This window comes from Streptomyces sp. NPDC043853 (assembly GCF_056436025.1).
On the sequence record NZ_JBWKDJ010000009.1, the window covers coordinates 262,796 to 288,497 of the forward strand.

Below are 25,702 nucleotides of genomic sequence, written 5' to 3' on the forward strand. Positions count from 1 at the left end.
TTTCTGACGTGCATGGGCGACCGTCAACCGTACGCGAACCGGCGGGGTGTCCGCACTCCGGATCCCGCTCGGGCGCGCGCGTCCGCACGCGTCCCCGCCCGTTCGCACCGGTCACCACCCGTCCGCGCCCGTTCCGGCCCGTCCTGACCCGTCCGCGCGCCCGCGCGCGCCGGTCCGCGCGGCCCGTCCGGGCCTATCCGGCCCGGACGCCACGGCTCAGGCGGGCCGGGAGGTCAGGGCGCGGCGGCGGTGCCGGGCGACCCGTTCGCGGTTCCCGCACAGCTCGCTGCTGCACCAGCGGCGGCGGTGCCCGCGGGAGGTGTCCAGGTAGACGCGGGTGCAGCCGTCGCCCTCGCAGGCCCGCAGCAGGGCGCGGTCGCCCGGGTCGGTCAGCAGCTCGACGGCGTCCCGGGCGACGGCGGCGAGCAGCGCGGCGCGCTCGACGCCTCCCCTCAGCTCGCGCACGAGGTGCCCGTCCCCGTCGCGTACGGCGCACAGACCGGGGGGCGTCCCGGCGGCCGCGGCGTTGACCCGGGCGAGGGCCGCGTCGTCGGGTGCGCTGCCGGCGAGCTCGGCGCGCACCAGGGTGCCGAGGTCCTGGCGCAGGTCCCGGAAGGGCAGCAGCCATCCTTCGTCGACCCCGGCGAGGGGGGTCCCGTACGGCACCAGTCCGGCACCGGTGAGCCACGTCCGCAGTTCCGCGCCGTCCCGGAGCACCTCGGGAGGCCCGAGGGTGCCGACCAGGTCCAGGCAGACCCGCCCGGAGTCGAACCACATGCCCCCAGAGTGCCCCCGCCGTGCCCCGTGGGGAAGCCCCCGTGCGGGGCTTCCCCACGCCCATGTTGATGCTGTCCGCTAGCCTTGGACATGGCATACATAGCAGACGAGGGAGCGACTCGATGTCCGTCACCCAGATCGACCTCGACGACGACGCGCTCGCGGAGGCCATGGCGCTCTCCGGCGCCCGTACCAAGAAGGAGACGGTGAACCTGGCCCTGCAGGAGTACGTCGAACGCCGCCGACGCACAGAGGCCAGACTCCGCCATTTCCAGGAGGCGCGGAACTGGGACGAGGAGAGCTACTGGCGTCGTCACCGCGCGGAGAAGGGCGAGGTCTGAGTGCTCCGCTACCTGATCGACTCTTCCGCCCTGTGGCGCCTACAGCGGAACCGTGAGCTCAACGAGGCGTGGGCGCACGAGATCGACGAGGGCAGCATCGGGTCCTGCCGCCCGCAGCGGACCGAGTTCCGTGCCTCTGCCCGCGACCTCGACGAGTTCGAGGCCATGACGGACATGTTCGACGACCTGTTCCCCGAGGCAGCAGTCCCCAAGCACGCCTGGCAATGGATCGAGACGGCTCAGTACCGGCTGGCCCGCCGTGGCCGGCACCAGAGCCTCTCGGTCGTGGACTGGCTGATCTGCGCCACGGCCGCGCACCACGGCCTGATCGTGCTGCACGACGACAAGGATTTCCCGGCGGCCGCCGGGATGCTCTCGGACCTGCAGGAACGAAACGTGCACCAGGTACCGCGCTGACCCCGGGCACAGGCACCCGCCAGGGGAAGTACGGCGGGTCGTCGCGGACCGCTCAGACCTCGCCGTACTTCCCCTCCGAGGCCGGGTCCAGCGAGAGCCGGTAGCCCCGCTTGACCACCGTCTGGATGAGTTTCGGGGCGCCCAGGGCCGTGCGCAGGCGGGCCATCGCCGTCTCCACCGCGTGCTCGTCGCGGCCCGCGCCGGGCAGCGCGCGCAGCAGGTCCGCGCGGGAGACCACCCAGCCCGGGCGCCGGGCCAGGGCGCGCAGCAGGGACATGCCGGCCGGGGGCACCGGGCGCAGTTCACCGTCCAGCAGGACCGCGTGGCCGCGGAGCTCCAGCCCGTGCCCGGCCACCCTCAGCCGGCGGGCCCGTGCGGGCAGCTCCTGGCAGAGCAGCTGCACCAGCGGGCCCAGCCGGAAGCGCTCCGGCTGGACGGTGTCCACGCCCCGCGCCTGCAGCGGCAGGGCGGTGACCGGCCCGACGCAGGCGGCCAGCACCCCGCCGCGCAGCGCGGCCAGCACCTCCTCGCCCATCCCCCGCTGCTCCGCCCGGGACATCAGCGAGGCCGCGGCGGGTGCCGAGGTGAAGCTGACCGCGTCCACCGCGCCGGCGGCCACCGCGTCGAGCAGCCGGTCCAGCGGGCCGAGGTCCTCGGGCTCCATCCACCGGTACACCGGGACGACGACCACGTCGGCCCCGCCCTCGCGCAGCGCCTCGACGAAGCCCGGGAGCGGTTCCCCGTGCAGCTGGAGCGCCACCCGCCGCCCGGCCACGCCCGCCGTCAGCATCCGGTCGAGCACCTCGGCGAGGGACTCCGACTCCGGCGACCACGCCTCGGCGAGCCCGGCCGCCCGGATCGCGCCCCGCACCTTGGGGCCGCGCGCCAGGAGTTCGGACCCGCGGAGCCGGGCCAGCAGGTCCTCGCCGATCCCCCAGCCCTCGGCCGCCTCGATCCAACCGCGGAAGCCGATGGCGGTGGTGGCGACGACCACGTCGGGGGCGCGCTCGATGAGTTCCTTGGTGGCGGCGAGGAGTTCGCCGTCGTCGGCCAGCGGCACGATCCGCAGGGCCGGCGCGTGCAGTACGGCCGCGCCGCGCCGCCGCAGCAGGGCGATCAGGTCGTCGGCCCGCCGCGCGGCGGTGACCCCGACGGTGAAGCCGGAGAGCGGACCGGGTCCGTCGGCCGCCGCGGCGGACGTCCGGTCGGCGGGCCGGTCGGCGGGCCGGTCGGCGCCGGAGCCGGTGCGGGCGGTACGCGCGGTCCAATGGGTCCGTTCGGTCTGGGCGTCGATCATCGTGACCTGCCTCGTGGTGCATGTCGGGGGGCGGTACGGCGTGAACCGAGCCTGCCCTGCGGGCATGTCGGGCTCGGTTCACGATCGTTTCGCGCCGGTTACGCCGCCGGTCCGCTACACGGACGTGAGCTGCGGCTTCGCCCCGCTCTCCGCGGCCTCCGGCACCGGCCCGGCAGAGGCCGGCCGCCGAAGGTATACCGCCCAGGTGACCAGGCAGCACGCCGCGTAGAAGCCGAGGAAGGTGACGAACGCGGCCGTCCCGGAGCCCGAGCTCAGGAACGCCTCCCGGAACACCAGGTTGATGCCGAGGCCGCCGAGCGCCCCGACCGCCCCGATGATCCCCATCGAGGCCCCGCTGAGCCGCCGCCCGTACGCCGCGGCCGCCTCCCCGGTCATACCGCGGGCCTCCGCCTTCGCCTGGAAGATGCCCGGGATCATCTTGTACGTGGAGCCGTTGCCCAGCCCGCTGAGCACGAACAGGGCCACGAACCCGGTCAGGAACACCGGCAGCGACTCCCGTACCGAGGCCAGCAGCACCACGCCGGTGGCCGCGGCCATCCCCACGAAGGTGCCCAGGGTGATCCGGGCCCCGCCGAACCGGTCCGCGAGCCTGCCGCCCACGGGCCGGATGAGCGAACCGAGCAGCGGCCCGAGGAAGGTCAGCGAGGCGGCCTGCAGCGGGGTCCGCCCGAACTGGGTCTGCAACACCAGCCCGAAGGCGAAGCTGTAGCCGATGAAGGAGCCGAAGGTGCCGATGTAGAGGAAGGCCATGATCCAGGTGTGGCCGTCGCGGAGGCTCTCGCGGACCGCGCCGGAGTCGTTCCGGACCGGCCCCAGGTTGTCCATCCGCAGCCAGGCCAGCCCGGCCGCGACCACGATCAGCGGCAGGTAGGCGGCGAGCAGCACGCGCGGGTGCCCGGCCCCGGCGGTGCCGATGACCAGCAGGCCGGCCAGCTGGACCACCGGGACGCCGATGTTCCCGCCGCCCGCGTTCAGGCCGAGCGCCCACCCCTTGAGCCGCAGCGGGAAGAAGGCGTTGATGTTCGTCATGGAGGAGGCGAAGTTGCCGCCGCCGACCCCGGTCAGCGCGGCGACCAGGAGGAAGGTCCCGTAGGAGGTCCCAGGCTCCAGCACCACCAGTGCGGCGGTGGTCGGCGCGAGCAGCATCAAGGCGCTGAACACGGTCCAGTTACGGCCGCCGAACCGGGCCACCGCGAACGTGTACGGCACCCGGACGAGGGCTCCGACGAGGGTGGCCGTGGCGATCAGGAAGAACTTCCCGGCCGGGTCGACCCCGTACTCCGGGCCCATGAACAGCACCAGCACCGACCACATGGACCAGACGGAGAAGCCGATGTGCTCGGAGAACACCGAGTAGACGAGGTTGCGCCGGGCCGTCCGTTCTCCGCCCTCCCGCCAGAAGGTCTCGTCCTCCGGGTCCCAGCGCTCGATCCAGCGGCCCCCGGTGCGGGGTCCCGGCTGAGTTGCGGTCATCACGCCTCCACAGCTGTCGCGTCCGTGGAAACCGACCGTAGGGACGGCGCGTTTCGGGTCGGGTCCCCCGCCGGTGACCGCCGCGCAACCTTGCTCTCACCCGCCGCCCGGGCCGGATGTGAGCGGTTCCGGCCGCCAGCCGTCCTCCGGTACCTCGAGCCAGCCGCGGACGCCCGCCAGTTCGGCGGCGGCGGTGCGCAGCGCGTCGAGGCCGGGGTGGCGGAAACCCTTCCGCCAGACCAGGGACAGCGGGGACAGCGGCACCGGGTCCACCAGGGGGCGTTTCACGCTGCCGGGCAGGTCCGTGAAGTCCACCGTCACCAGGACGGGATTGCGGGTCTTGGCCATCACCCGGCGGAACTCCTCCTTGCCGACGGCCACCGGCGCGGGCGGTGCGATGCGGATGCCGCGCCCCGCGAACAGGTCCTCGGCCAGCGAGGTCCATTCGAGGGTCCGCGGGTTCCCGGCGCCGGCGTACACGGTCTCCCCGGCCAGCGCGGCGAGCGGCACCCGCGGCGCGGCGGCCAGCGGGTGGTCCTCGGGCAGCAGCACGGCCAGCGGCTCGTACCGTACGGGCTGCCGGCCGAGCCGGGTGCGCAGCCGTGCGTCGAGCCCGCCGTACCGGCCGAAGGAGACGTCGAGGCGGCCCGCGAGGATCTCGGCGGCCGCGTGGGTGAGCCCGCTCTCGAAGCGGGCCATCAGCTCGCAGCCGGGGGCGAGTTCGCGGGCCCGCTCCAGGACGGAGCGGGCGGTGCTGGGCCCGTCGGTGTTGAGGTCCACCAGCAGCGGGCGGTCCGGGCCGGCCGTCCCCGCGAAGGCTGCGGCGAGCTCGTCGTGGGCGCCCAGCACCCGCCGGGCGAGCGGAACGAGGCGTTCCCCGTCCGTGGTCAGTTCCACCTGCCGGGTGGTGCGCAGGAACAGTTCCGCGCCGAGTTCCCGCTCCAGTCGGCGCACGTCCCGGCTCAGCGCCTGCTGGGCCACGTAGAGCCGGGCCGCGGCCTTGGTGAAGTGGAGTTCCTCGGCCACGGCGAGGAAGCCGCGCAGCAGCCGGGGGTCGAGATCGCGGTCGGTCACCGCAGGAGATTAACAACCGCCCTGAGTGAATGGACGCCGGACAGGTGTTGGACGCCGACTGCCCGCGCGCCGGAGGCTGTCAACCATGCCCAGCACGACCTCGACCCCGCGCCGCACCCCGTCCCCCTTCCGGTCCGCGTCCCCGTCCCCGTCCTCTTCCGCCCCCGCGTCCCGCGCCCCCGGCGCCACGCTGATGACCGTGACCGGCGGCACCCTGGTGCACGCCGCCCCGCGGCCGGTGTCCCGGCGTCCGCCCGGACCGTACCGCCGCCTGCTCGCCACCCCCGGCGCCCGCGGGTTCACCACCGGCAACCTGATCGCCCGGCTGCCCATCGGCATGTTCGGGGTGAGCGCGGTGATGATGATCGCCGGGCAGCGCGGGTCGTACGCCCTGGCCGGCGCGGTCACCGCCACCGGCCTGGCCGCCACCGCACTGGTCGGGCCGTGGACCGCGCGGCTGATCGACCGTCACGGGCAGGCCCGGATCGCGCTCCCGGCCACCCTGGTCGCGGTCCTCGGCTGTCTCGCGCTCGTGCTGTGCGTCCGGACCGGAGCTCCCGCCTGGACCCTGTTCGCCTCCTACGCCGCCACCGCGACCACTCCCAACATCGGCGGCATGTCCCGCGCCCGCTGGACCCACCTGTTGCGCGACGACCCCGGCTCCCAGCACACAGCGATGTCCTTCGAGCAGGCCGCGGACGAGGCCTGCTACATGCTGGGGCCGGTGCTGGCCGCGGCCCTGTGCACCGGCCTGTTCCCGGAGGCGGGCACGCTCGCCGGGGCGGCCCTGCTGCTCACCGGCATGCTGGTCTTCACCTCCCGGCGGGCCACCGAACCCCCGGTGCTGCCGCGGGTCCACCGCCGTTCCCCGCTGCGCACCCCGGGCACGGCCGCGCTGCTGCTCGTCTTCGCGGCCCTGGGGGCGGTCTTCGGCTCCATGGAGATCGCCTCGATCGCCCATCTGGACGAGCGCGGCCTCGGCGCCGCGGCCGGGCCGGTGCTCGCGCTGCAGGCGGCCGGATCCTGTGCGGCCGGTCTGCTGTACGGCACCCTGCGGCCGCGGTCGCTGCGGACCTGCACGATCGCGCTCGCGGTCGCGATGGCCGGGCCGTTCGCGGCGGCGGCAGCCGGCCCGCTGCCGGTGCTGGCCGCCGCGCTGCTGGTGGCGGGCATGGCCACCGCGCCCACCATGGTCACCGCCATGTCCCTGGTGCACCGCCGCACCCCGCCGGAGCGGCTCAACGAGGGCATGACCCTGGCCGTCACCGCGATCCTCGCCGGAATCGCGGCCGGCGCGGCGGGCGGCGGCTGGGCGGTGGAGCACCTCGGCCCGGGTACGGCGTACGCGGCCCCGGCGGTGGCGGCGCTGGTGGCCGCCCTCGTGACCGTACCGGCGCAACGCGCCTCCGGCGTACGGGTGACCCGGGTCGCGCCATAACTGACTCCGTGTCATCATCCGCTTTTACTGGTGGGGGTCTCTCGCCCTCCGGCCGGCCGCCTCCGGCGGTCACCTGCCGGTTCCGTCGCCCTTCCGTTGCGGAGGATCCCCCTTGCCTGCCCTGTCTACTTCCCGCCGCCTGCCCGCGGCCCTGGTCGTGGCGGCCGTCACCGCCTCGTGCATGATGCCGGCCCTGCCCGCCCTGGCCGACTCCGCGAACATCCGCTTCTCCCAGCCTTACGTCCCCTCCATCGCGCCGGGCAAGACGGGCCGTGTCGTGATCGTGGCCAGCAACGGCTCGGACGCGGCCGCCAGCTCCTCCTTCCGGATCACCGCTCCGGAGCGGACCACCTTCCCGGAGGCCCGTTTCTACTGGAACAACCAGCGGGCCGGCGCGCCCTGCCGGCTGTCGGCCAATGCCCGGCAGCTGACCTGCAACGCGGCCACCCGGGCGGGCTTCTCCTTCCCGGCGAACACCCGGACCAAGCTGGCCGTGGCCCTGCGCGTGGACCCGAAGGCTCCCGAGGGCACCACGCTCGACGGCGGCGAGTGGACGACGGGCGCGGCGGACTCCGCGCTGTTCGCGGTCGCCACCGCGGTGACCGGGCCGAAGGGCGAGCGCGGCAACCCTGGTCCCGACGGTCCTCCCGGACCGGAAGGCCCTCCCGGGCACGACGGCAGGCCCGGCCACGACGGCAGGCCGGGCCATGACGGCAAGCCGGGCCACCACGGCGACCACGGCAAGCCGGGCAAGCCCGGTCCGCCCGGACCGAAGGGCGACACCGGTCCCACCGGACCGCAGGGCGACACCGGCCCGACCGGACCGCAGGGCGACACCGGCCCGACCGGACAGGGCGACACCGGCCCCACCGGACCCCAGGGCAACACCGGCCCGACCGGACCGACCGGCCCCACCGGAACCCAGGGCAACACTGGCCCGACCGGACCGCAGGGCGACACCGGCCCCACGGGCTCCACCGGAACCCAGGGCAACACTGGCCCGACCGGACCGCAGGGCGACACCGGCCCCACCGGACCCACCGGACCGCAGGGCGACACGGGTCCGACCGGACCGTCGGGCGGACCGCAGGGCCCGCAGGGCGACACCGGCCCCACCGGACCCACCGGACCCACCGGCCCGACCGGACAGGGCGACACCGGCCCCACCGGGCCCCAGGGCGACACCGGCCCCACCGGACCGTCGGGCGGCCCGCAGGGCCCGCAGGGGGACACCGGACCGACCGGACCCACCGGCCCCACCGGACAGGGCGACACCGGCCCCACCGGGCCCCAGGGCGACACCGGCCCCACCGGACCCACCGGGCCCACCGGCCCGTCCGGCGGCCCGCAGGGCCCGACCGGACCCCAGGGTCCGAAGGGTGACACCGGTCCGACCGGTCCCACCGGCCCGAAGGGCAAGCCGGGCGTCTGCAAGAAGTGCGGCAAGCACCACCACGGCAAGGACCACGACCACGGCAAGGACCACGACCACGGAAAGGACCACGGCAAGGGGCACGAGAAGGGCAAGTACAAGGCCCGCATCGTCTCGCCCGAGAACAAGCTGAAGGTCCGCTCCGGCCCGAGCACCACGTACGGGATCAACGGCATCGTCAAGAACGGTTCCACGGTCGACGTGCAGTGCAAGGTCAACGCCCAGGCGGTGGACGGCAACTCGGTCTGGTACAAGCTCTCCGACGGGCGCGGCTGGATCGCCGCCCGCTACGCGCAGAACGTGAACAAGATCCCGTACTGCCCGGAGGACTGACCGGCGGTTCCGGCCGGCGGGCAACCGCCGGCCGGACATGACGAAGGCCCCGCGACCGAACCGGTCGCGGGGCCTTCGCCCACATGGGATGAGTGGAGATGGCGGGATCGGGTGGGCCAGGACCCGTAGCGGGCGACTGCAAAGTGACTGCATTGACGATAAAATGCAGTCATGACCGCATTCACGATCCGGGAAGTCCCCGATGACATCGCCCGCCGCATAAAGGTCCGAGCCGCCGAGGCCGGACAGTCCCTCCAGAGCTACCTGCTCAGCCTCGTCACCAAAGACGCCACCCAGCCCACGCTCGCCGAGATGGCCGACCGCGCCGAGCGTTACGCCACGGAGGACATCGACGTCCAGGACGTCCTCGACGTCATCGACTCGGGCAGGGCCGGCCGTTGATCGTCGTGGACTCCTCCACTCTGGTCCTGTTCCTCACGGACAGGGGCTCCCGCGGAGCCGCCGCCCGCCGGCGCATCGGCGAGGAGGACACCCTCGCCGCTCCCTACCTACTGGACACCGAGGTCGCGTCCGCCCTCCTGGGCATGGCACGCGGCGCCAAAATCGACCCCACGAGCCTCGATGAGCACTTCAAGACCTACCAGGGGCTGCGCGTGCAGCGGCACGAGACGGGTCTCCTGCTTCCCCGGATCCGAAAGCTGTACGCCAACCTCTCCGTCTACGACGCCACGTACGTCGCCCTCGCCGAGGCACTGGGCGTCCCCCTGCTGACGGCGGACGTGCGCATCGAACGAGGCGTGCAGAAGCCACGCTGCGGAATCGAGGTCATCACTGCCAACGGCGATCAGCCTCCACACCGACGTACCTGACGCACCACCGCATATGTCACACCCCCTGAATGGTGGTGCTCCCATCGTGCTTCCACATGACGAAGGCCCCCCACCCTGGCGAAGTTTTCGCAGGTCGGGGGGCCTTCGCCCACATGGGATGAGTGGAGATGGCGGGAATCGAACCCGCGTCCAACGGTGCAGAACCAGGGCTTCTCCGTGTGCAGTCCGCTGCGCTTTTCTCGGCCCCGGAGATCACGCGGACAAGTCTCCGACGGGCTCAGTCACTGTTCGATTTCCCTCCAACCCCCGTGACCGGGGCTAGAGGTTTAGTTCCCTAGCTGATGCCAGGATCCGGGTCGGGAACAGCCCCGGGCTGACACTTCGCAAGTCGCTACTTAGGCAGCGAGGGCGAAGGAATCGCGCTTGGTGTTGGCGATTATTGGTTTCGGCGCGTGGTTAACGAGATCATTGCCGCTTCCTCGACACGCTTCCCCTGCTTCGACATCCGCTGTCGAAACCGATCATCCCCATGTTGTTTTTTCAAGGTGTGCACCCTCTGTGAGGTGCGTGACCCATCGTACGTGACCAACGCGTACGGTCGCCAGCCCATTCCGGACGGGTCAGCCGAGCTTGGCCGCCCGCTGCCGGCGTCGGGCCGCCGCGATCGCCCGGCTCGCCTCGCGCGTGTCCTGCTGTTCGCGCAGCGTCTGGCGCTTGTCGTACTCCTTCTTGCCCTTGGCGAGCGCGATCTCGCACTTCACCCGGCCGGAGAGGAAGTACAGCGCGAGGGGCACGATCGTGTGACCCGTCTCGGAGGACTTCTGCTCCAGCTTGTCGATCTCCTCGCGGTGGAGCAGCAGCTTGCGCTTCCGCTTCGCGTGGTGGTTGGTCCAGCTGCCCTGCAGGTATTCGGGCACGTGGATGTTGTGCAGCCACGCCTCGCCGCCGTCGATCTGGACGAAGCCGTCCACCAGCGACGCCCGGCCCATCCGCAGCGACTTCACCTCGGTGCCCATGAGGACCACACCGCACTCGTAGGTGTCGAGGATGTGGTAGTCGTGCCGCGCCTTCTTGTTCTGCGCGATGAGCTTGCGCTCCGGCCCCTTGTCCTCAGTCTTCTTCTTGGCAGGCTTGCCCTGCACGTTCACGAGTCCCTTAGCCATAGTGCGGTCATTTTCGCACTACGGGACCGCCCCTGGGCCACCCAATACCGCGCGGGCCCGTTCCTCGGCGCGTTCGCCGCCCGCCGCCAGGTCGGGGGTGAGGCCCCGGCCGTCCACACAGCGTCCCGCCGGGGTGCGGTACGTGCCCACCGTCAGCTCGGCCACCGAGCCGTCCGGGAGCTCCGTGGGCATCTGCACCGAGCCCTTGCCGAAGGTCCGGCTGCCCACCGTGACCGCTCGCCCGCGGTCCTGCAGGGCTCCGGTGAGCAGCTCGGCGGCACTCATGGTGCCCCCGTCGACCAGGGCGACCAGGGGGCGGGCGGTGTCGCCGCCGCGGTGGGCGTACAGGGCGCGCTGGGACCCCCGTACGTCGTACGTCGCCACCAGCCCGCCGTCGAGGAAGACGGAGGCCGCTTCGACGGCCTCGGTGACCAGGCCGCCGGGGTTTCCGCGCAGGTCCAGGACGACCCCGCCGCCCGGCGGGGCGGCGGCGACGGCCTCGCGGATCCGGGTGCCGGAGCCGCGGGTGAAGGCGGACACCTTGATCACGGTGATGCCGCCGGGGAGCCCGCGGACGGTGACCGGATCGCTGTGCAGCTGCTCGCGGACCAGCGTCTCGGTGCGGGGGGTGCCGCCGCGTTCCAGGTGGAGGACCACGGAGCTGCCCGCGTCCCCGCGGAGCAGGGCGACCACGGCCGCGGTGGGCAGGCCGTCGACGGGGTGTCCGGCCACGGCGACCAGCCGGTCCCCGGCCCGGATGCCGGCCCGGTCGGCCGGGCCGCCGGACTGCACCCGGTCGACCTGGACCCGGCCGTCGCGGTGCCGTCCGGCCCACAGGCCGACGCCGGTCCAGCTGCCGTCGAGCTCCTGGGCGAAGCCGGCGTACTCGGCGCGGTCGTAGACCACGCCCCAGCGGTCGCCGCTGCGGCTGACCACGTCCTGGGCGGCCTTCTTGCCGGACTTCCCGTCGGCGACGGCGTCCGCGGCGGCCCTGGCGAGCGCCTCGCGGTCGACGGTCCCGGAGCGGGGCCCCGCGGGGGCGGCGGAGGGGGCGAGGGGGGTGGCGGAGGCCGTTAAGCCGGTCGCTCCGGCCCGGGAGAGTTCGGTGGTGCGGTCCTCGTGGGCGCCGAAGCAATCGGTGCTGGTCGCGGCGCCCAGCGCACCGAGCAGCGCCAACGTCAGGAAGGCCCCGCGACGCAGGTCGCGGGGCCTGATACAGAACGCGGGACGGCCCGGCATGGCGCCGAGTCTAGGACAAGCCCCGTGGCGGGGCGGCCGGTTGGCCGTACCGCTCACGGGGCGCTCGTCACACCTTCAGGTACTTGCGCAACGCGATGAACGCCGCCAGCGAGGGCATCAGCACACCGATGACCAGCACCAGCGGCAGCTTGGTGAGGACCGAGTCCCAGCCGATGAAGTTGATCAGTTCCATCTTGTCGCGGAGCGCGGCGCCGTGGTCGATCACGAAGTACTGGCCGGTGCCGAGCATGACGCAGGCGAGCACCGCGCCGATGAGCCCGGCGAAGGCGGCCTCCATGATGAACGGAACCTGGATGTAGAAGCTGGAGGCGCCCACCAGCCGCATGATCCCGGTCTCCCGCCGACGGCTGAACGCCGAGACGCGCACCGTGTTGACGATCAGCAGCAGGGCCACGATCAGCATGATCATCATGATGCCGAGGGCGGCGTAGTTGAGGTAGTTCAGCATCCGGAACAGGTTGTCGAGGTAGGACCGCTGGTCCTGCACCGAGTGCACGCCGTCCCGGCCCGCGAAGGCGCTGGTGATGACCTTGTACTTCTCCGGGTCCTTCAGCTTGACCCGGAAGGACTCCTGCATCTGGTCCGGCGTGATGGTGGAGGCCAGCGCGGTGTGCCCGTACTGCTCCTTGTAGTGCTTGTACGCCTCGTCCGCGGACTCGTAGCGGACCGTCTGCACGATGTCGAGCTTCTTCAGCTCGCCCTCGATCTGCTGCTTCTGCTCGGTGGTCACCGCACCCTTGCCGCACAGCGCGCCCGCGGCGGCACCGCCCGTGCCGCCGGTCTTGCCGCTGTCCTCGGCGTCGTTCTTGTTGCAGAGGTAGATGGTGACGTTGACCTTGTCGTACCAGTAGCCCTTCATCTGGCTCACCTGGTCGCGCATGAGCAGGGAGCCGCCGAACAGGGCCAGCGACAGGGCCACGGAGATGACGACGGCGAAGGTCATCGTCAGGTTGCGGCGGAGACCCACTCCGATCTCCGACATCACGAACTGGGCGCGCATGGCGTCTCTACGGCCTTTCGGTCTTTCAGTGCTGGTAGCCGTAGACGCCGCGCGACTGGTCGCGGACGAGACGGCCCTGTTCGAGTTCGATGACGCGCTTGCGCATCTGGTCGACGATCTGCTGGTCGTGCGTCGCCATGATCACCGTGGTGCCGGTCCGGTTGATCCGGTCCAGCAGCTTCATGATGCCGACGGAGGTCTGCGGGTCGAGGTTGCCGGTGGGCTCGTCGGCGATCAGCAGGGCCGGCCGGTTGACGAACGCCCTGGCGATGGCGACGCGCTGCTGCTCACCACCGGACAGCTCGCCGGGCATCCGGCCCTCCTTGCCGCCCAGTCCCACCAGCTCCAGGACCTGCGGGACGGCCTTGCGGATCTCCCCCCGCGGCTTGCCGATGACCTCCTGGGCGAAGGCCACGTTCTCCGCGACGGTCTTGTTGGGGAGCAGCCGGAAGTCCTGGAACACGGTGCCGAGCTGGCGCCGCATGTGCGGGACCTTCCAGTTGGAGAGCCGGGCCAGGTCCTTGCCGAGCACGTGCACCTGGCCGTGGGTGGCCCGCTCCTCGCGCAGGATGAGCCGCAGGAAGGTGGACTTCCCGGAGCCGGAGGAGCCGACGAGGAAGACGAACTCGCCCTTCACGATCTCCAGGGACACGTCCCTGAGCGCCGGGCGGTTCTGCTTCGGGTAGGACTTGGAGACACTGTCGAATCGGATCACGGGTGCACCAGGGTCGCCGGGAGTAGGTGTGCGTGACCATACGCGAACCGGCGCGGGGCGAGGAACGTCAACAAGGCCTGCATCCGGAGTTGCCCGATATGTCCCCGGGTGTTTCGGGCGGGCCGCGCCGAATGCCGGTGGAGCTGGCACAGTGGTAGGGGGAACCGGACGGTTCCTCCGGCCGTTGTTGCAGGGGACGAGAGGAGGAGAGCGCATGACGTATGACCGGCTCGTGTGCGCGAACTGCGCCGCGCCCGTCAGCCAGGGCCGCTGCCCTGTGTGCCGGGCGAACCGGGAGCGCCTCCAGCAGGAGGGCCCCTTCGCCGGCCTGAACCCCACGGCGCTCATAGCACTGATGGTGGTGCTCGTGGCAGCACTGGCGCTGGTGGCACACCAGACCGCCTAGCACCCGTGCGGCGCCGTGCCGCCGCGTCCGATCGTAAGTCGTCGCAACGGAAAGCACGGCTAGACCAGCAGACAAGAGGGCCCGGACGGATGCCCGGGCCCTACTCGTGCGTGGTACGTACGGAACGCCCCGGCGACGGGACGTCTCAGGCGTCCGCTTACGCGTCCGCGGTCTCCTGCTGCTTCCGCCAGCGGATGCCCGCCTCCAGGAAGCCGTCGATGTCGCCGTCGAGCACCGCCGTCGGGTTACCGACCTCGAACTCCGTCCGCAGGTCCTTGACCATCTGGTACGGGTGCAGGACGTAGGAGCGCATCTGGTTGCCCCAGGAGCTGCCGCCGTCCTTGAGGGCGTCCATCTTGGCCTGCTCCTCCTGGCGTCGCCGCTCCAGCAGCTTGGCCTGGAGGACGTTCATGGCGCTGGCCTTGTTCTGGATCTGCGAGCGCTCGTTCTGGCAGGAGACGACGATGCCGGTCGGGAGGTGCGTGATGCGCACCGCCGAGTCGGTGGTGTTGACGCCCTGGCCGCCGGGGCCGGAGGCGCGGTAGACGTCCACGCGCAGCTCGGACTCGTCGATCTCGACGTGGTCGCTGGTCTCGACGACCGGCAGCACCTCGACGCCCGCGAAGGAGGTCTGGCGGCGGCCCTGGTTGTCGAAGGGCGAAATGCGCACGAGGCGGTGCGTGCCCTGCTCGACGGAGAGGGTGCCGTAGGCGTACGGGGCCTTGACGACGAAGGTGGTCGACTTGATGCCGGCCTCTTCCGCGTACGAGGTCTCGTAGATCTCGGTGGGGTAGCCGTGCCGCTCGGCCCAGCGCAGGTACATGCGCTGCAGGCGCTCGGCGAAGTCGGAGGCGTCGACACCGCCGGCCTCGGCGCGGATGTTGACCAGGGCCTCGCGCTCGGCGTACTCGCCGGAGAGCAGGGTCCTGACCTCCATCTCGTCCAGCGCCTTGCGGACGGCCACGAGCTCCGTCTCGGCCTCGGCGAGGGTGTCCGCGTCGTCCATCTCCTGGGCGAGCTCGAACAGCACCCCGAGGTCGTCGATGCGCCCGCGCAGGGACTCGGTCTTCCGGACCTCGGCCTGGAGGTGCGAAAGCTTGCTCGTGATCTTCTGGGCGGCCTCCGGGTCGTCCCACAGGGACGGGGCGGCGGCCTGCTCCTCGAGCACGGCGATTTCTGCCCTCAGCTTGTCGAGGTCCAGGACGGCCTCGATCGACCCCATGGTCGAGGAGAGGGACTTCAGCTCTTCGGAAACATCGACGACTGCCACGGGTCCAGCGTAGCCGGTCCTCCGCCCGACCCGTCCGGCGTACCCTCAGGGCTATGCCCCTTCTCGTGAAGCGACGCCATGTGGACTTCATGCGCGTCACCGCCACGAGCTGTCTGCCGCCGGACCAGAACCAGCACTCAGCCTGATTCCTCCGGTCCTGCACGCGGCTCGCGCGGCCCCGGCGCCACCCCTGCCGGCGGCCCTCCCCACCCGCTCTCCCACCACCCCTGGGAGCAGGACCCCGTGACATCCGAAACGGAGCCGTCATGCCGTCCGCGCACACCCCTCTGCCCGTGCTCGACCTCTCGCTCGCCGACGATCCCGCCCGGCGGGACGCGTTCCGCGAGGACCTGCACGCGGCCGCCCGCGACACGGGCTTCCTGCACCTGACCGGCCATGGCGTCACCGCCGCCGAGACCACCCGCATCCTTGAGCTGACCAGGGCCTTCTTCGCCCTTCCCGAGGCCGACCGGCTGGCCGTGAGCAATCTGAACTCCCCGCACTTCCGCGGCTACACCCGGATCGGCCACGAGCTCACCGGCGGGGCCAACGACTGGCGCGACCAGCTGGACGTCGGTGCCGAGCGGCCCGCTCCCGAGGTGGGGCCCGGCGACCCGGCGTACCTGTGGCTGGAGGGCCCCAACCAGTGGCCCGCGGCCCTGCCCGAGCTGCGGCCGGCGGTGCTGGGCTGGCAGGAACGGCTGGCGGCGGTGGCGCACCGGCTGCTCCGGGAGCTGCTCGCCTCTATCGGCGCCCCGGAGGACTTCTTCGACGCGGCCTTCGCCGACAGCCCGCACCTGCACACGAAGCTCATCCGCTACCCCGGGGCCGACCCGACGGGTGCCGGGCAGGGCGTCGGCGCGCACAAGGACTACGGCTTCCTGACCCTGCTCCTCCAGGACTCCGTGGGCGGCCTCCAGGTGGTCAAGGACGGCGGCTTCCTGGACGTGCCTCCCCTCGACGGGGCGTTCGTGGTCAACCTGGGCGAACTGCTGGAGATCGCCACCGAGGGCTACCTGAAGGCCACGGACCACCGGGTGGTGAGTCCGCCTGGCGCGGTGGAACGTTTCTCCGTCCCGTTCTTCTACAACCCGCGGCTGGACACGGTGGTGGAGACCGTGCCGGGGCCGTACCTGGAGAAGGCGCCCGGCCTTTCGGCGGACGAGGCGAACCCGCTCTACCGCGAGTACGGCCGCAACGAACTCAAGGGCTACGCCCGCGCCCACCCCGCGGTGGCCCGCCGCTGGCACCCGACCCTGACCTAGCCCTCCGGGGCTCCGCCCCAGGGCAGCTTTCCCGGGCCGGGGCCCGCCCCAAGGAGTGGGCTTCGGGTGGGCGGGGTTCCATCCGCACGCGGCGGTGTCCCGGTGTGCCCACCCTCCCCCAAGCTCTCGACTTCGCTCGAGCAGGGGGGACCCCCATCGCCCTGCGGGACGCCTGCCCACACCTCGCAGTCCGGCTGCCCGCGTCGTTCGGCGTCTGTCACCACCTCGCGGACCGGCCGGAGCGCTGCGGGAGGGGGTCGGGGGTGGAGGGTGGGGGTGTCCGGGACACTCAAGCGTGATTTGTGGCGCGCCCCCCGCCCGACAACCGGACTCCGCGCAACGCGCCGTAAATCATGCCGTCCCGGATACCCCCACCCGGAGCCCACGGCCCCCGCACCCGAAGCCGCCCCAACCCCGGCCCCGCCCAGCGGCCAACACCCCGCGCCCGAAGCCGATGCCCAAGCCCACCCGGCCCGGCCCAGCCCGGCCAGGCAGCCAACACCCCGCGCCCGAAGCCGAGGCTAGGCAACCGTCAGCCCTGGACCCGAAGCCGCTGTCCAGGGGCACCCGGGCCGCAAGCCGTTGCCGCCCGGCGCGCAGCCATGCCCGGCCCGACCCGGCCCGACCCGGGCCGATACCCACGACGCCCAACCCGCGCCGCAGGCTAAGGCGTCGGCCGAACCGATTGCTGCTGCCGCGTATCCTGCGGAGCCGGCCGCTCCGAGTCGGACGGCGACGCCGCCAGCCAGCTGCCGACGCCGATCGCCGTGGCCACCGCGACCACCGCCCCCGTCAGCACCAGCCGCCGCTTGCGCACCGCCTCCGCCCGGTGTCGCGCCGACCCCGGCCGGTACCCGCCCGCCGGCCGCGGCACCCGAGCGGTGCCCAGCGCACCGCCCGCCAGCTCGTCCGGCCCCGGCACCCGCATCGACGTGTGGGTGTCGCGGTTGGAGTCGGTCGCCGACCCCGGCACCAGCGGAACCACCCGCCGCCGCCCGAACTCCGCCCCACCCCCGGGCCCGGTCGCCGCCCCGCCCGAACCGGCGGCTCCGCCGGTCCCGGAAGCCCCGGCGGCGGCGACGCCCTCGTCCTCCTCCGCCTCGGAGTCGTACGGCTCGTCCACGTCCAGCGCCGGCATCCCCGCCAGCATCGGCAGCAGCTCCCGCAGCCGTACGGACATCTCGGATGCCCGCAGCCGCGACGCCGGCGCCTTGGCCAGGCACTGGACGACCAGCTGCCACAGCTCGTCCGGGATCCCCGGCAGCGGCACCACGGTCTCGGTGACGTGCCGTCGCAGCACCGCCCCCGGGTGCCCGCCGCCGAACGGCGTGAACCCGGCCAGCAGCTCGTACAGCACGGTGGCCAGCGCGTAGATGTCCACGGCGGCCCGCGGCGGCAGTCCCTCGACGATCTCGGGCGCCAGGTAGTCCGGCGTGCCGATGATCCGGGTGGGCTGCGCGGACCGCGGCGCGCCCGGCGGTGGTCCGGCCCGCCGTGGTGAGTCGATCAGCTTGGCCACGCCGAAGTCGGTCAGCAGCGCGGGGTGCGCGCCGCCGGGTCCGAGCGGCCCCTGCATGTCGAGCAGGACGTTCTCGGGCTTGACGTCCCGGTGGACCACCCCGGCCGCGTGCGCGGCGGCCAGCGCGTCCGCGACGTCGGCGCAGATGGCCACGGCGGCCTCCGGGGCGAGCCGGCGTTCCCGGTCGAGCCGGGTGCGCAGGTCGGTGCCCCGGACCAGGTCCATGACGAGCGCCAGGTCGTTGCCGTCCACCACCAGATCGCGGACGGACACCACGTGCGGATGCTCCAGCCCGAGGAGCGCGCTGCGCTCCTGGACGAACCGCCCCACCAGCTCCTGATCGGACGCGAGGTCCTCCCTGAGCAGCTTGACGGCGACGGGCCCGTCCGGGCCCTCCCCGAGCCACACCGTGCCGGCGCTGCCCCGCCCCAGGATCTGGTGCGCGGTGTACCGGCTGCCGATCTTCCGTGCCACGACTGCTCCCTCAGCGGCTGGCGTACGTGCCAAAACTACGCGGCCGAATGCCGCTCGTACGCCATTAGGGGCCCCAGTTCGCGGTGACCTTCACTTCTGCGGGCGAAAACCTGCGCCAGATGTCGACAAATCCACGAACTCGGCGCTACGCGGTCGCCGCGGAAGCGCCACGAAGGACCTGCGAGGGCCCCGTGAAGGCCCCTGCGAAGGACCTACCGAGCCCCGGAACCACCGCTTCCGCTGTCGCCCCCGGTACTGCCGAGATCGCCGACGAAGTCGACGACCTCCGAGCCCCAGGCCCAGAGCTGGTCCCACCAGCCGCGGCCGGTGCCGACCCACTCCTGCAGCGGAGTGAGCTCCCAGACCAGCCAGCCCGCCACCACGAAGATCACGATGACGAACAGGCAGCCCTTGAGGCAGCCGAGCCCGGGGATGTGCATCGGGTTGGCGCTGCGGCGGCGCGGCTCGCGGGGCTCCCGCGGGGCCGGTGCGGGCCGCTGCGGCGGGGGCGCCTGCGGCGGCTGGTACTGCGGCTGGTGCGGCTGGGGCTGCGGAGGCGGCTGCGGCTGGTAGTGCTGCGGCGGCGGAGGCGCGTACTGCTGATGCGGCTGCTGGTACTGCTGAGGTTGCTGGTACTGCTGCGGCGGATACGGCGCGGCAGGCGGCGGCCCCTGCCGGTACTGCTGCTGGGGCGGCTGCTGCGGCCGACGGCGCCCCGGCTCCTGGTACGGCGGGGCCGGCGGCGGAGCCTGCCGCTGCGGGCGGCGGCGCAGCGGGTCCTCGCTGGGATCCAGGTACTGGATCTGGGTCTGCTCGTTGCGGTCGCGGACGGCCGCCATCTGGTTCTGCCAGGGGTGCGGCGCGTCCGGCCGCTGGACTGGCGGCATGACGGCGGTCGGGTCGGCGGCGGCCGGCCCGCCCGTGGCGGGGAGCACGGAGGTCGAGTCCTCCGAGCCGGGGACGCCGGGCGCACCCACGGGCGGCAGCACGCTGGTCATCGCGTTCGGGTCGTACGCGCCCGCCCCCGCGGGTGCGGCGGAGCCCGCGGGCAGCACCTGCGTGGCGTCGGCGGCGCCGGGCGTTTCGGGGACCGGGGCCGGCGAGGGGTCCGGGGCGAGCAGCGCGCCCACGCCCAGGGCGGCCTCGACGTCGGCCGGGGCGGAGTGCACGCCGATGCCGGCCGCGACCACCCGCAGCGCCCGGGCCAGGCTCTCGGCGCTGGGGCGCTCGTCCGGTTCCTTGCGCAGGCAGCGCTCGATGACCGTCCACAGCGGTTCGGGCACGGTGGAGGGGCGCTGCGGGTCCTCGCTGAGGTGGCGGTGCAGCACCTCCAGCGCCGTTCCGCCGGCGAACGGCGGTCGCCCGGTGACCAGCTCGTACATCAGGATTCCGGCGCCGTAGATGTCCACGGCGGAGGTCTGCGGGCGGCCCTCGGCGGACTCGGGGGCGACGTAGGCGGGGGTGCCGACGAACTCGTGGGTCCGGGTCAGTCCCGGGGAGTCGGCCAGCCGCGCGATGCCGAAGTCGGTGAGCATCGGGCGCATCTGCCCGTCGCGCTCGTCGAGCAGCACGTTGGCGGGCTTGAGGTCGCGGTGGACCACGCCGTCGGCGTGGCTCGCGGCGAGCGCGTCGGCGATCTGCGCGGTCAGCAGGCTCGCGGCGACGGGCGTGAAGGGGCCGTTCTCGCGGATGTACCGGTGCAGGTCGGGGCCCTCGACCAGGTCCATGACCAGGGCGAGCAGGTCCCCCTCCACCACCAGGTCGCGGGTGCGCACGATGTTGGGGTGGGTCAGGCGGAGGAGCACCGACCGTTCGCGCAGGAAGCGCATGACGATGTCGGCGTCGTTGGCGAGCTCTTCCTTGAGGACCTTGATCGCCACGGTCTCGCCGGGCCCGCCGGGCTGACCGGCCTCCTGCTGGCGCGCACGCCAGACGGTGCCCGTGGCGCCGCGGCCGAGCGGCTCCTCGAGCAGATACTTGCTGCCGACTGGCCGCACGTCTCGCGCTCCCCTGCTGATGCTGTGTCGCTGTTGTTTATCAGTCCGCCCACTCTAGGGGGTGTCCCTGTGGAAGACGCGGGGCGCGCGAGGTTGGTTGCCGTACACATGTACGAAGGGTGACGGTTTACGTCCGTATTTGCGCCGCCAGGGTGCGAGGTAACGATCGATCAAGATCAATTACCTGTGGGTGCCGGGCGTGTTGTCGGCGGCAAGTGCGAGGATGCATCCGTACGGAACTCCGGGCGGGGAGCCCCTCGTTCCGGGCTGACCTGACCGGACGGACGCGGCCGTGCCGGGTGGGGGGCGGACGGACGGGCAGCGATGCACCGGCCTCGTCCGGGTCCCCGCCGGGCGCCACGCGCACCGCGCAGAAGGGACCGCGACGGCGATGCAGATCCGGCTGACCGTCATCGGGCCGCGCAGCGGCCACCAGAGCGCGCCCGCGCCCGCCAGCTGTGACGTGCTCGTCACCGCGCCCGTCGGCACGCCGCTGTCGGCGGTGGCCTCCGGGCTGGCCGGGGCGGTCGGCGGACCGGACACGGGCGGCACGGTCGTGCTCTACGCCGGGACCGACCGGCTGGATCCGCAGCGGGCGGTGCTGGGCGAGCCGCCGCTGGTGGACGGAGCCGTGCTGGCCGTGCACGGCCCGGTGCCGGACCGCCCCGGAGGCCCCGCCCAGCTGGCCCAACTGGCCCGGCTGACGGACTCGACACGGCCGGCCCAGCTGGAGGTGGTGGCCGGCCCGGACGCGGGCGGCGTGCACCTGCTGCATCCCGGCGAGGTCCGGATCGGCCGGTCCGGTGACGCGGACGTCCCGCTCGACGACCCGGACGTGTCCCGGCAGCACTGCGCGGTGCTGGTCGGCGAGGACGGCCGCGTCGCCGTCACGGACCTGAACTCGACGAACGGCACCACCGTGGACGGCACGGAGGTCGGACCGACGCCGGTCCCCCTCCCGCCCGGCGCGCTCCTCCGCGTCGGCGAATCCACCCTGCGCCTCTCCCCCGCCGGCACCCCGGCCCCCCTCCCCCTGACCCCGGACCTGGAGGGCCACCTGACCCTCCCGCCCCCGCCCCCCGCGAGCCTGCCCGGTGCCCAGGGGCACACCCCCGCCCCCGCCGAGAGCTGGTACGGCGCCCCGGGCGCGAACGGCCCGTCGGCCGCGCCCGGCCACCCGTCCGCCCCCGCGGGGCTGGGCCGGGAAGCCGCCGGGGACGGGGAACACGGCACGGGAGCGCCCGGGATCCGGGACGGAGCCCACCACGCGGCGGAGCCGCACGCCGGTGCGGCGGGAAGGGACGGGACGGAGCAGTCCCGGCCCGCGCGGTCCCCCGAGCACGGCTACACCGCCGCCCCGCAGTACGACACCGCGGCCGCACCCGCCGGACACGGCCACACCCAGCACGGCCCCACCGGCCCTGAGGGCCCCGGCCCCGACTCCGGAGCCGACACCGACACCGCCGGAGCGCACGGCAGCGCCGGAGCCGCAGGCACCGCCGCAGGCACAGGCACGGGCACAGGAGCAAGGCTGCGGGCATGGGCCCGCAGGTGGGTGAACCGGGACGCCTCCGTCGCCGAGGAGCCCGGGGCCGAAGGCCCGGCCCGCCAACTGCCCGACGGCGGCAACCCCGCCGCGCTCCTGCTCGCCGCGCTCGCGCCGAGCGCGGAGCTGTGGGCCGGCGGCACCCGCCCGGACGGCGCCCACCCCCTCACCGTCACCCTCGGCGCGGGCAGCCGAGTGCCGCCGACCGGGGCCGGCGCCCTCGGCCTGGCCGGCCCTCGGGCCAGGCTGACCGGACTGACCCGGTCCGTCCTGGCGCAGCTCGCCGCCCGGCACGCCCCCGGCGAGCTGGAGATCGTACTGCTGGCCAACGACCGGACCCGGCCGTCCCAGGACCGCGTACGGGACTGGGGCTGGCTCGGCTGGCTTCCGCACACCCGGCCCGCACACGGCCAGGACTGCCGGCTGCTGCTCGCCTACGACCGGGACCAGGCGGCCGCGCGCGCGGCCGAACTGGCGCGGCGGCTCGACGACAGCCCGCTCGGCTCCGGCTGGGCCTCCGCCGAGCCGGAAGCCGTCCGGCAGGCTGCGGAGGCGTACCACGGGCCGTACACGGTGGTGCTGGTCGACGGCGATCCCGGCCCCGGCCCGCTCCGCGACCTGACCCGCCGGCTGGCCTCGCACGGCCCGGCCGCCGGGATCCACCTGCTCGCCCTGGCCGAGGCGCCGTCCGCCAGCCCCTCCTCCCCGGTCACCGAGTCCTTCGAGACGGCCTGCGCGGTGGCACCCGCGTTCCGGGACTGCGGAACGGTGGCACTGCTCAGCGGGGACGTGGCCACCACCGTCCGGGTCTTCCCGGTGACCGGCGGACGGCTCGGGCCCGCCGCCGGGACGGCCACCGCGGACGCCGTATCCGCCGCCTGGGCGGAGCGGTTCGCGCGCGCCCTCGCGCCGCTGCGCACCGGCGGTGCCGTGCCGGCGTCCGCCCGCCCGGCGGCGGCCCTGCCGCAGAACGCCCGGCTGCTCGACGAGCTGGGACTGGCCCGGGCCACCCCCGCGTCCCTGATGGCCCGCTGGGCGGAGGCCACCGACCAGGGGCAGTCCGTCGGCGGGCTCGCCCGGATCGTGCTGGGCAGGGGCCGGGGCGGACCGGTCGGCGTGGAGCTGGTCGCCGAGGGCCCGCACCTGCTGATCGAGGGCCCGCCCGGCAGCGGCCGTACGGAGCTGCTCCGCTCCGTCGCCGCCTCCCTCGCCTCCGCGGCCCGCCCCGACCGCCTCGGCCTGCTGCTGCTCGACGGCGCGGGCGGGGAACGCGGCGAGGGGCTGGCCCCGTGCACCGAGCTGCCGCACGTGTCCGCGCACCTGGTCGCCTCCGACCCGCTGCGGATGCGGGAGTTCGCGCAGGCCCTCGGCGCCGAGCTCAAGCGCCGGGACGAGCTCCTCGCCGGGGTGCCGTTCGCGGAGTGGCACGAACGGCGCGAGGTCTCCGGCCGGATGGTCTCGCCGCGCCGGCCGGCCCCCGGCGAGCTGCGCGGCGAAGCCCGCGGCGATCTGGAGTCCCCGCGCACCGGCACGCTCCGGCTGCGCGCACAGGCGGCCGCACAGGCCAAGGCGGAGACCGGCCCTGCCCCGCTGCCGCGGCTGGTGGTCCTGGTCGACGACTTCGACGCGCTGACCTCGCCCGCCCTGGGCAGTACGGGCCGGCCGGCCGCCGGCTCGGTCGTACGCGCCCTGGAGGCGGTGGCACGGGAGGGCGGCCGGCTCGGGGTGCACCTGGTGACGGCCAGTGCCCGCCCGGAGCGCACCGCCGACACCGAGCCGGCCCGGCTGGCCCGGCTGCGGGTGGAGCTGGACGCGCCCGACCGGCCCGGTCCCGGCCGGGGGGTGCTGCACCATCCGGAGGGGCACATGACCCCGTTCCAGGCGGGCCGGGTGACCGGCCGGATCCCGCGCACGGCCACCCAGCGGCCGACGGTGGTCCTTCTGGAGTGGGAGCGGATGGGTGACCCGCCGGCCCGCCGCCCGGTCCGCGAGCTGGGCAACGGGCCGACCGACCTGGCACTGCTGGCCAGTGCCCTGGACCGGGCCTCCCACCTGGTCTCGGCGATACCGGTGCTGTTCCCGCCCGCGCCGTAGGGGGTGTCCCGCGTCGCCCGGCGGCGGCCGGACCGACCTGCCCGAGTCGGTCCGGGCGGGGGACGCGGTATTGCCCGTGGCCCGTGTCGGGCGTAGACCTTGTGGCACGGAACACACCACGGGACACCACCGGACACGGACACCACCGGCATCGGGGGCCACGCCATGCGCATCCGCGGACGAAGCCGTACGACCTCATACGCCTGGGTGGCGCTGGCCGCCACCTCGGTGCTCGCCCTGGGCGCCTGCGGCGACGGGGACGACAAGGACGGGACGCAGCCGGGGGGCGGCCAGGCCCAGCCGGGCAGCACACCGGGTGTGCCGTTACCCGATCTGGCCGGTCAGAAGGTCGAGGTCGCGGCCGTCTGGACCGGTCCGGAGCAGGAGAACTTCACCAAGGTCCTGAAGGAGTTCGAGAAGCGGACCGGGGCGAAGGTCACGTTCGTCCCCGCGCAGGACCCGATCGTGACCTTCCTCGGGACCAAGGTGGCCGGCGGGCAGCCGCCGGACGTGGCACTGCTGCCGCAGGTCGGCGCACTGGTGTCGGCGGTGCAGAACAAGTGGGCGCAGCCGGTGGGGCCGGAGGCACAGGCGCAGCTGGACAAGAACTACTCGAAGGGCTGGAAGGAGCTCGGGAAGGTCGGCGGCACCCAGTACGGGGTGTACTACAAAGCCGCGAACAAGTCCCTGGTCTGGTACAACGCGAAGGCCTTCGAGGCGGCGGGCGCGAAGGTGCCGAAGACCTGGAAGGAGTTCCTCGCGACCGCGGACACCCTGTCCGCGTCGGGCGTTCCGGCGGTGTCGGTGGCCGGTGCGGACGGCTGGACGCTGACGGACTGGTTCGAGAACGTCTACCTGTCCCAGTCCGGCCCTGACATGTACGACAAGCTGGCCAAGCACCAGATCAAGTGGACGGACCCGAGCGTCGGCGAGGCCCTGCGGACCCTGGCGTCGCTGTTCGGCCGCAAGGACTTCCTGGCGGGCGGTCAGACCGGGGCGCTGGCCACCGAGTTCCCCAAGTCGGTGACGCAGACCTTCACCGGTGGGGACCAGCCGGCGGCGGCGATGGTCTTCGAGGGCGACTTCGTGGCGGTGAACATCGCCCAGACCGAGGCGAAGATCGGCGAGGACGCGCTGGTGTTCCCGTTCCCGGCGGTGGGCGCGAAGGCACCGGTGGTGTCGGGCGGTGACGTGGCGGTGGCGCTGAAGCCGTCGAAGGGCGCCCAGGCGCTGCTGACGTTCCTGGCCTCGCCGGACGCGGCGGAGATCCAGGCCGGTGCGGGCGGCTTCCTCTCGCCGAACAAGTCGGTGCGGCCGGAGGCGTATCCGAACGACATCCAGCGGGAGATCGCGAAGTCGCTGATCGCCGCGGGCGACGACTTCCGGTTCGACATGTCGGACCAGGCTCCGGCGTCGTTCGGCGGTACGCCGGGCGCGGGCGAGTGGAAGGTGCTGCAGGACTTCCTGAAGAACCCGTCCGACGTGGCCGGGACACAGGCCAGGCTGGAGGCCGAAGCGGCCAAGGCGTTCGGGAACTGATCCCGGTGCCCGGGACGTCACGGTCCGCCGCGCCCGCGCCCGCGCCCGCGCCCGCACGGC

Annotated in this window: 21 protein-coding genes and 1 other RNA gene; 10 read left to right on the forward strand and 12 right to left on the reverse strand. The window is 73.5% G+C overall.

What is annotated here, in order from left to right:
- Nucleotides 1-216: 216 nt before the first annotated feature.
- The gene (locus AC067U_RS24315; protein ID WP_478831859.1) at nucleotides 217-777 is read right to left on the reverse strand and encodes a CGNR zinc finger domain-containing protein; all 561 of its coding nucleotides are present in this window, start codon (nucleotides 775-777) and stop codon (nucleotides 217-219) included.
- Nucleotides 778-899: 122 nt separating this feature from the next.
- Here AC067U_RS24315 and AC067U_RS24320 point away from each other — a divergent pair, with 122 nt between their 5' ends.
- Nucleotides 900-1,118, forward strand: a complete 219-nt coding sequence (locus tag AC067U_RS24320) for a type II toxin-antitoxin system VapB family antitoxin (protein WP_478831860.1) — start codon at nucleotides 900-902, stop codon at nucleotides 1,116-1,118.
- Nucleotides 1,119-1,535 carry a PIN domain-containing protein gene (locus AC067U_RS24325; RefSeq protein WP_478831861.1) on the forward strand — a complete coding sequence of 139 codons (417 nt, stop codon included), beginning with the start codon at nucleotides 1,119-1,121 and terminating at the stop codon, nucleotides 1,533-1,535.
- Nucleotides 1,536-1,587: 52 nt separating this feature from the next.
- Here AC067U_RS24325 and AC067U_RS24330 read toward each other — a convergent pair whose 3' ends face one another.
- From AC067U_RS24330 to AC067U_RS24340, 3 genes are all read right to left on the reverse strand, one after another.
- A complete protein-coding gene (locus tag AC067U_RS24330) occupies nucleotides 1,588-2,832 on the reverse strand; it encodes a uroporphyrinogen-III synthase (protein WP_478831862.1) in 1,245 nt (414 codons plus the stop codon).
- 114 nt (nucleotides 2,833-2,946) lie between these two features.
- Nucleotides 2,947-4,326, reverse strand: a complete 1,380-nt coding sequence (locus tag AC067U_RS24335) for a nitrate/nitrite transporter (protein ID WP_478831863.1) — start codon at nucleotides 4,324-4,326, stop codon at nucleotides 2,947-2,949.
- Nucleotides 4,327-4,422: 96 nt separating this feature from the next.
- The gene (locus AC067U_RS24340; protein ID WP_478831864.1) at nucleotides 4,423-5,400 is read right to left on the reverse strand and encodes a LysR family transcriptional regulator; all 978 of its coding nucleotides are present in this window, start codon (nucleotides 5,398-5,400) and stop codon (nucleotides 4,423-4,425) included.
- Nucleotides 5,401-5,485: 85 nt separating this feature from the next.
- Between AC067U_RS24340 and AC067U_RS24345 the strand changes: the two genes are divergently transcribed.
- The 4 genes from AC067U_RS24345 (at nucleotide 5,486) to AC067U_RS24360 (ending at nucleotide 9,433) form a co-directional block, all read left to right on the forward strand.
- Nucleotides 5,486-6,838, forward strand: coding sequence for an MFS transporter (locus AC067U_RS24345; protein WP_478831865.1), 1,353 nt, complete (start codon nucleotides 5,486-5,488; stop codon nucleotides 6,836-6,838).
- A 112-nt stretch (nucleotides 6,839-6,950) separates the two neighbouring features.
- Complete coding sequence (locus tag AC067U_RS24350) at nucleotides 6,951-8,603, forward strand: SH3 domain-containing protein (protein WP_478831866.1); 1,653 nt, start codon at nucleotides 6,951-6,953, stop codon at nucleotides 8,601-8,603.
- A 171-nt stretch (nucleotides 8,604-8,774) separates the two neighbouring features.
- Entirely contained in the window at nucleotides 8,775-9,005 is a 231-nt protein-coding gene (locus AC067U_RS24355) for a FitA-like ribbon-helix-helix domain-containing protein (RefSeq protein WP_478831867.1), read from the forward strand.
- A 5-nt stretch (nucleotides 9,006-9,010) separates the two neighbouring features.
- The gene (locus AC067U_RS24360; protein WP_478831868.1) at nucleotides 9,011-9,433 is read left to right on the forward strand and encodes a type II toxin-antitoxin system VapC family toxin; all 423 of its coding nucleotides are present in this window, start codon (nucleotides 9,011-9,013) and stop codon (nucleotides 9,431-9,433) included.
- A 120-nt stretch (nucleotides 9,434-9,553) separates the two neighbouring features.
- On the opposite strand, the gene ssrA is transcribed toward AC067U_RS24360, so the two are convergent.
- The 5 genes from ssrA to ftsE form a co-directional block, all read right to left on the reverse strand.
- Nucleotides 9,554-9,923: a transfer-messenger RNA gene (gene ssrA / locus AC067U_RS24365) on the reverse strand.
- Nucleotides 9,924-10,014: 91 nt separating this feature from the next.
- Entirely contained in the window at nucleotides 10,015-10,557 is a 543-nt protein-coding gene (smpB, locus tag AC067U_RS24370; RefSeq protein WP_478831869.1) for an SsrA-binding protein SmpB, read from the reverse strand.
- 18 nt (nucleotides 10,558-10,575) lie between these two features.
- Nucleotides 10,576-11,796, reverse strand: coding sequence for a S41 family peptidase (locus AC067U_RS24375; RefSeq protein WP_478831870.1), 1,221 nt, complete (start codon nucleotides 11,794-11,796; stop codon nucleotides 10,576-10,578).
- Between the two features lie 67 nt (nucleotides 11,797-11,863).
- Nucleotides 11,864-12,817, reverse strand: a complete 954-nt coding sequence (gene ftsX / locus AC067U_RS24380; protein ID WP_478831871.1) for a permease-like cell division protein FtsX — start codon at nucleotides 12,815-12,817, stop codon at nucleotides 11,864-11,866.
- Nucleotides 12,818-12,842: 25 nt separating this feature from the next.
- Entirely contained in the window at nucleotides 12,843-13,532 is a 690-nt protein-coding gene (ftsE, locus tag AC067U_RS24385) for a cell division ATP-binding protein FtsE (protein ID WP_478831872.1), read from the reverse strand.
- 214 nt (nucleotides 13,533-13,746) lie between these two features.
- On the opposite strand from ftsE, the gene AC067U_RS24390 reads away from it, so the two are divergent.
- A complete protein-coding gene (locus tag AC067U_RS24390; protein ID WP_365107465.1) occupies nucleotides 13,747-13,938 on the forward strand; it encodes a hypothetical protein in 192 nt (63 codons plus the stop codon).
- A gap of 157 nt (nucleotides 13,939-14,095) precedes the next feature.
- Here AC067U_RS24390 and prfB read toward each other — a convergent pair whose 3' ends face one another.
- Nucleotides 14,096-15,208 carry a peptide chain release factor 2 gene (prfB, locus tag AC067U_RS24395; protein ID WP_478831873.1) on the reverse strand — a complete coding sequence of 371 codons (1,113 nt, stop codon included), beginning with the start codon at nucleotides 15,206-15,208 and terminating at the stop codon, nucleotides 14,096-14,098.
- A 266-nt stretch (nucleotides 15,209-15,474) separates the two neighbouring features.
- Between prfB and AC067U_RS24400 the strand changes: the two genes are divergently transcribed.
- Nucleotides 15,475-16,473 (forward strand): isopenicillin N synthase family dioxygenase, encoded by a 999-nt coding sequence (locus tag AC067U_RS24400; protein WP_478831874.1) that lies wholly within the window; start codon nucleotides 15,475-15,477, stop codon nucleotides 16,471-16,473.
- Nucleotides 16,474-17,137: 664 nt separating this feature from the next.
- Here AC067U_RS24400 and AC067U_RS24405 read toward each other — a convergent pair.
- Nucleotides 17,138-18,466 carry a serine/threonine-protein kinase gene (locus AC067U_RS24405; RefSeq protein WP_478831875.1) on the reverse strand — a complete coding sequence of 443 codons (1,329 nt, stop codon included), beginning with the start codon at nucleotides 18,464-18,466 and terminating at the stop codon, nucleotides 17,138-17,140.
- Between the two features lie 212 nt (nucleotides 18,467-18,678).
- Nucleotides 18,679-20,463, reverse strand: coding sequence for a serine/threonine-protein kinase (locus AC067U_RS24410; RefSeq protein WP_478831876.1), 1,785 nt, complete (start codon nucleotides 20,461-20,463; stop codon nucleotides 18,679-18,681).
- Nucleotides 20,464-20,854: 391 nt separating this feature from the next.
- Here AC067U_RS24410 and AC067U_RS24415 point away from each other — a divergent pair, with 391 nt between their 5' ends.
- Nucleotides 20,855-24,103 carry an FHA domain-containing protein gene (locus tag AC067U_RS24415; RefSeq protein ID WP_478831877.1) on the forward strand — a complete coding sequence of 1,083 codons (3,249 nt, stop codon included), beginning with the start codon at nucleotides 20,855-20,857 and terminating at the stop codon, nucleotides 24,101-24,103.
- 165 nt (nucleotides 24,104-24,268) lie between these two features.
- Nucleotides 24,269-25,642, forward strand: a complete 1,374-nt coding sequence (locus tag AC067U_RS24420; protein WP_478831878.1) for an ABC transporter substrate-binding protein — start codon at nucleotides 24,269-24,271, stop codon at nucleotides 25,640-25,642.
- Nucleotides 25,643-25,702 lie beyond the last annotated feature (60 nt).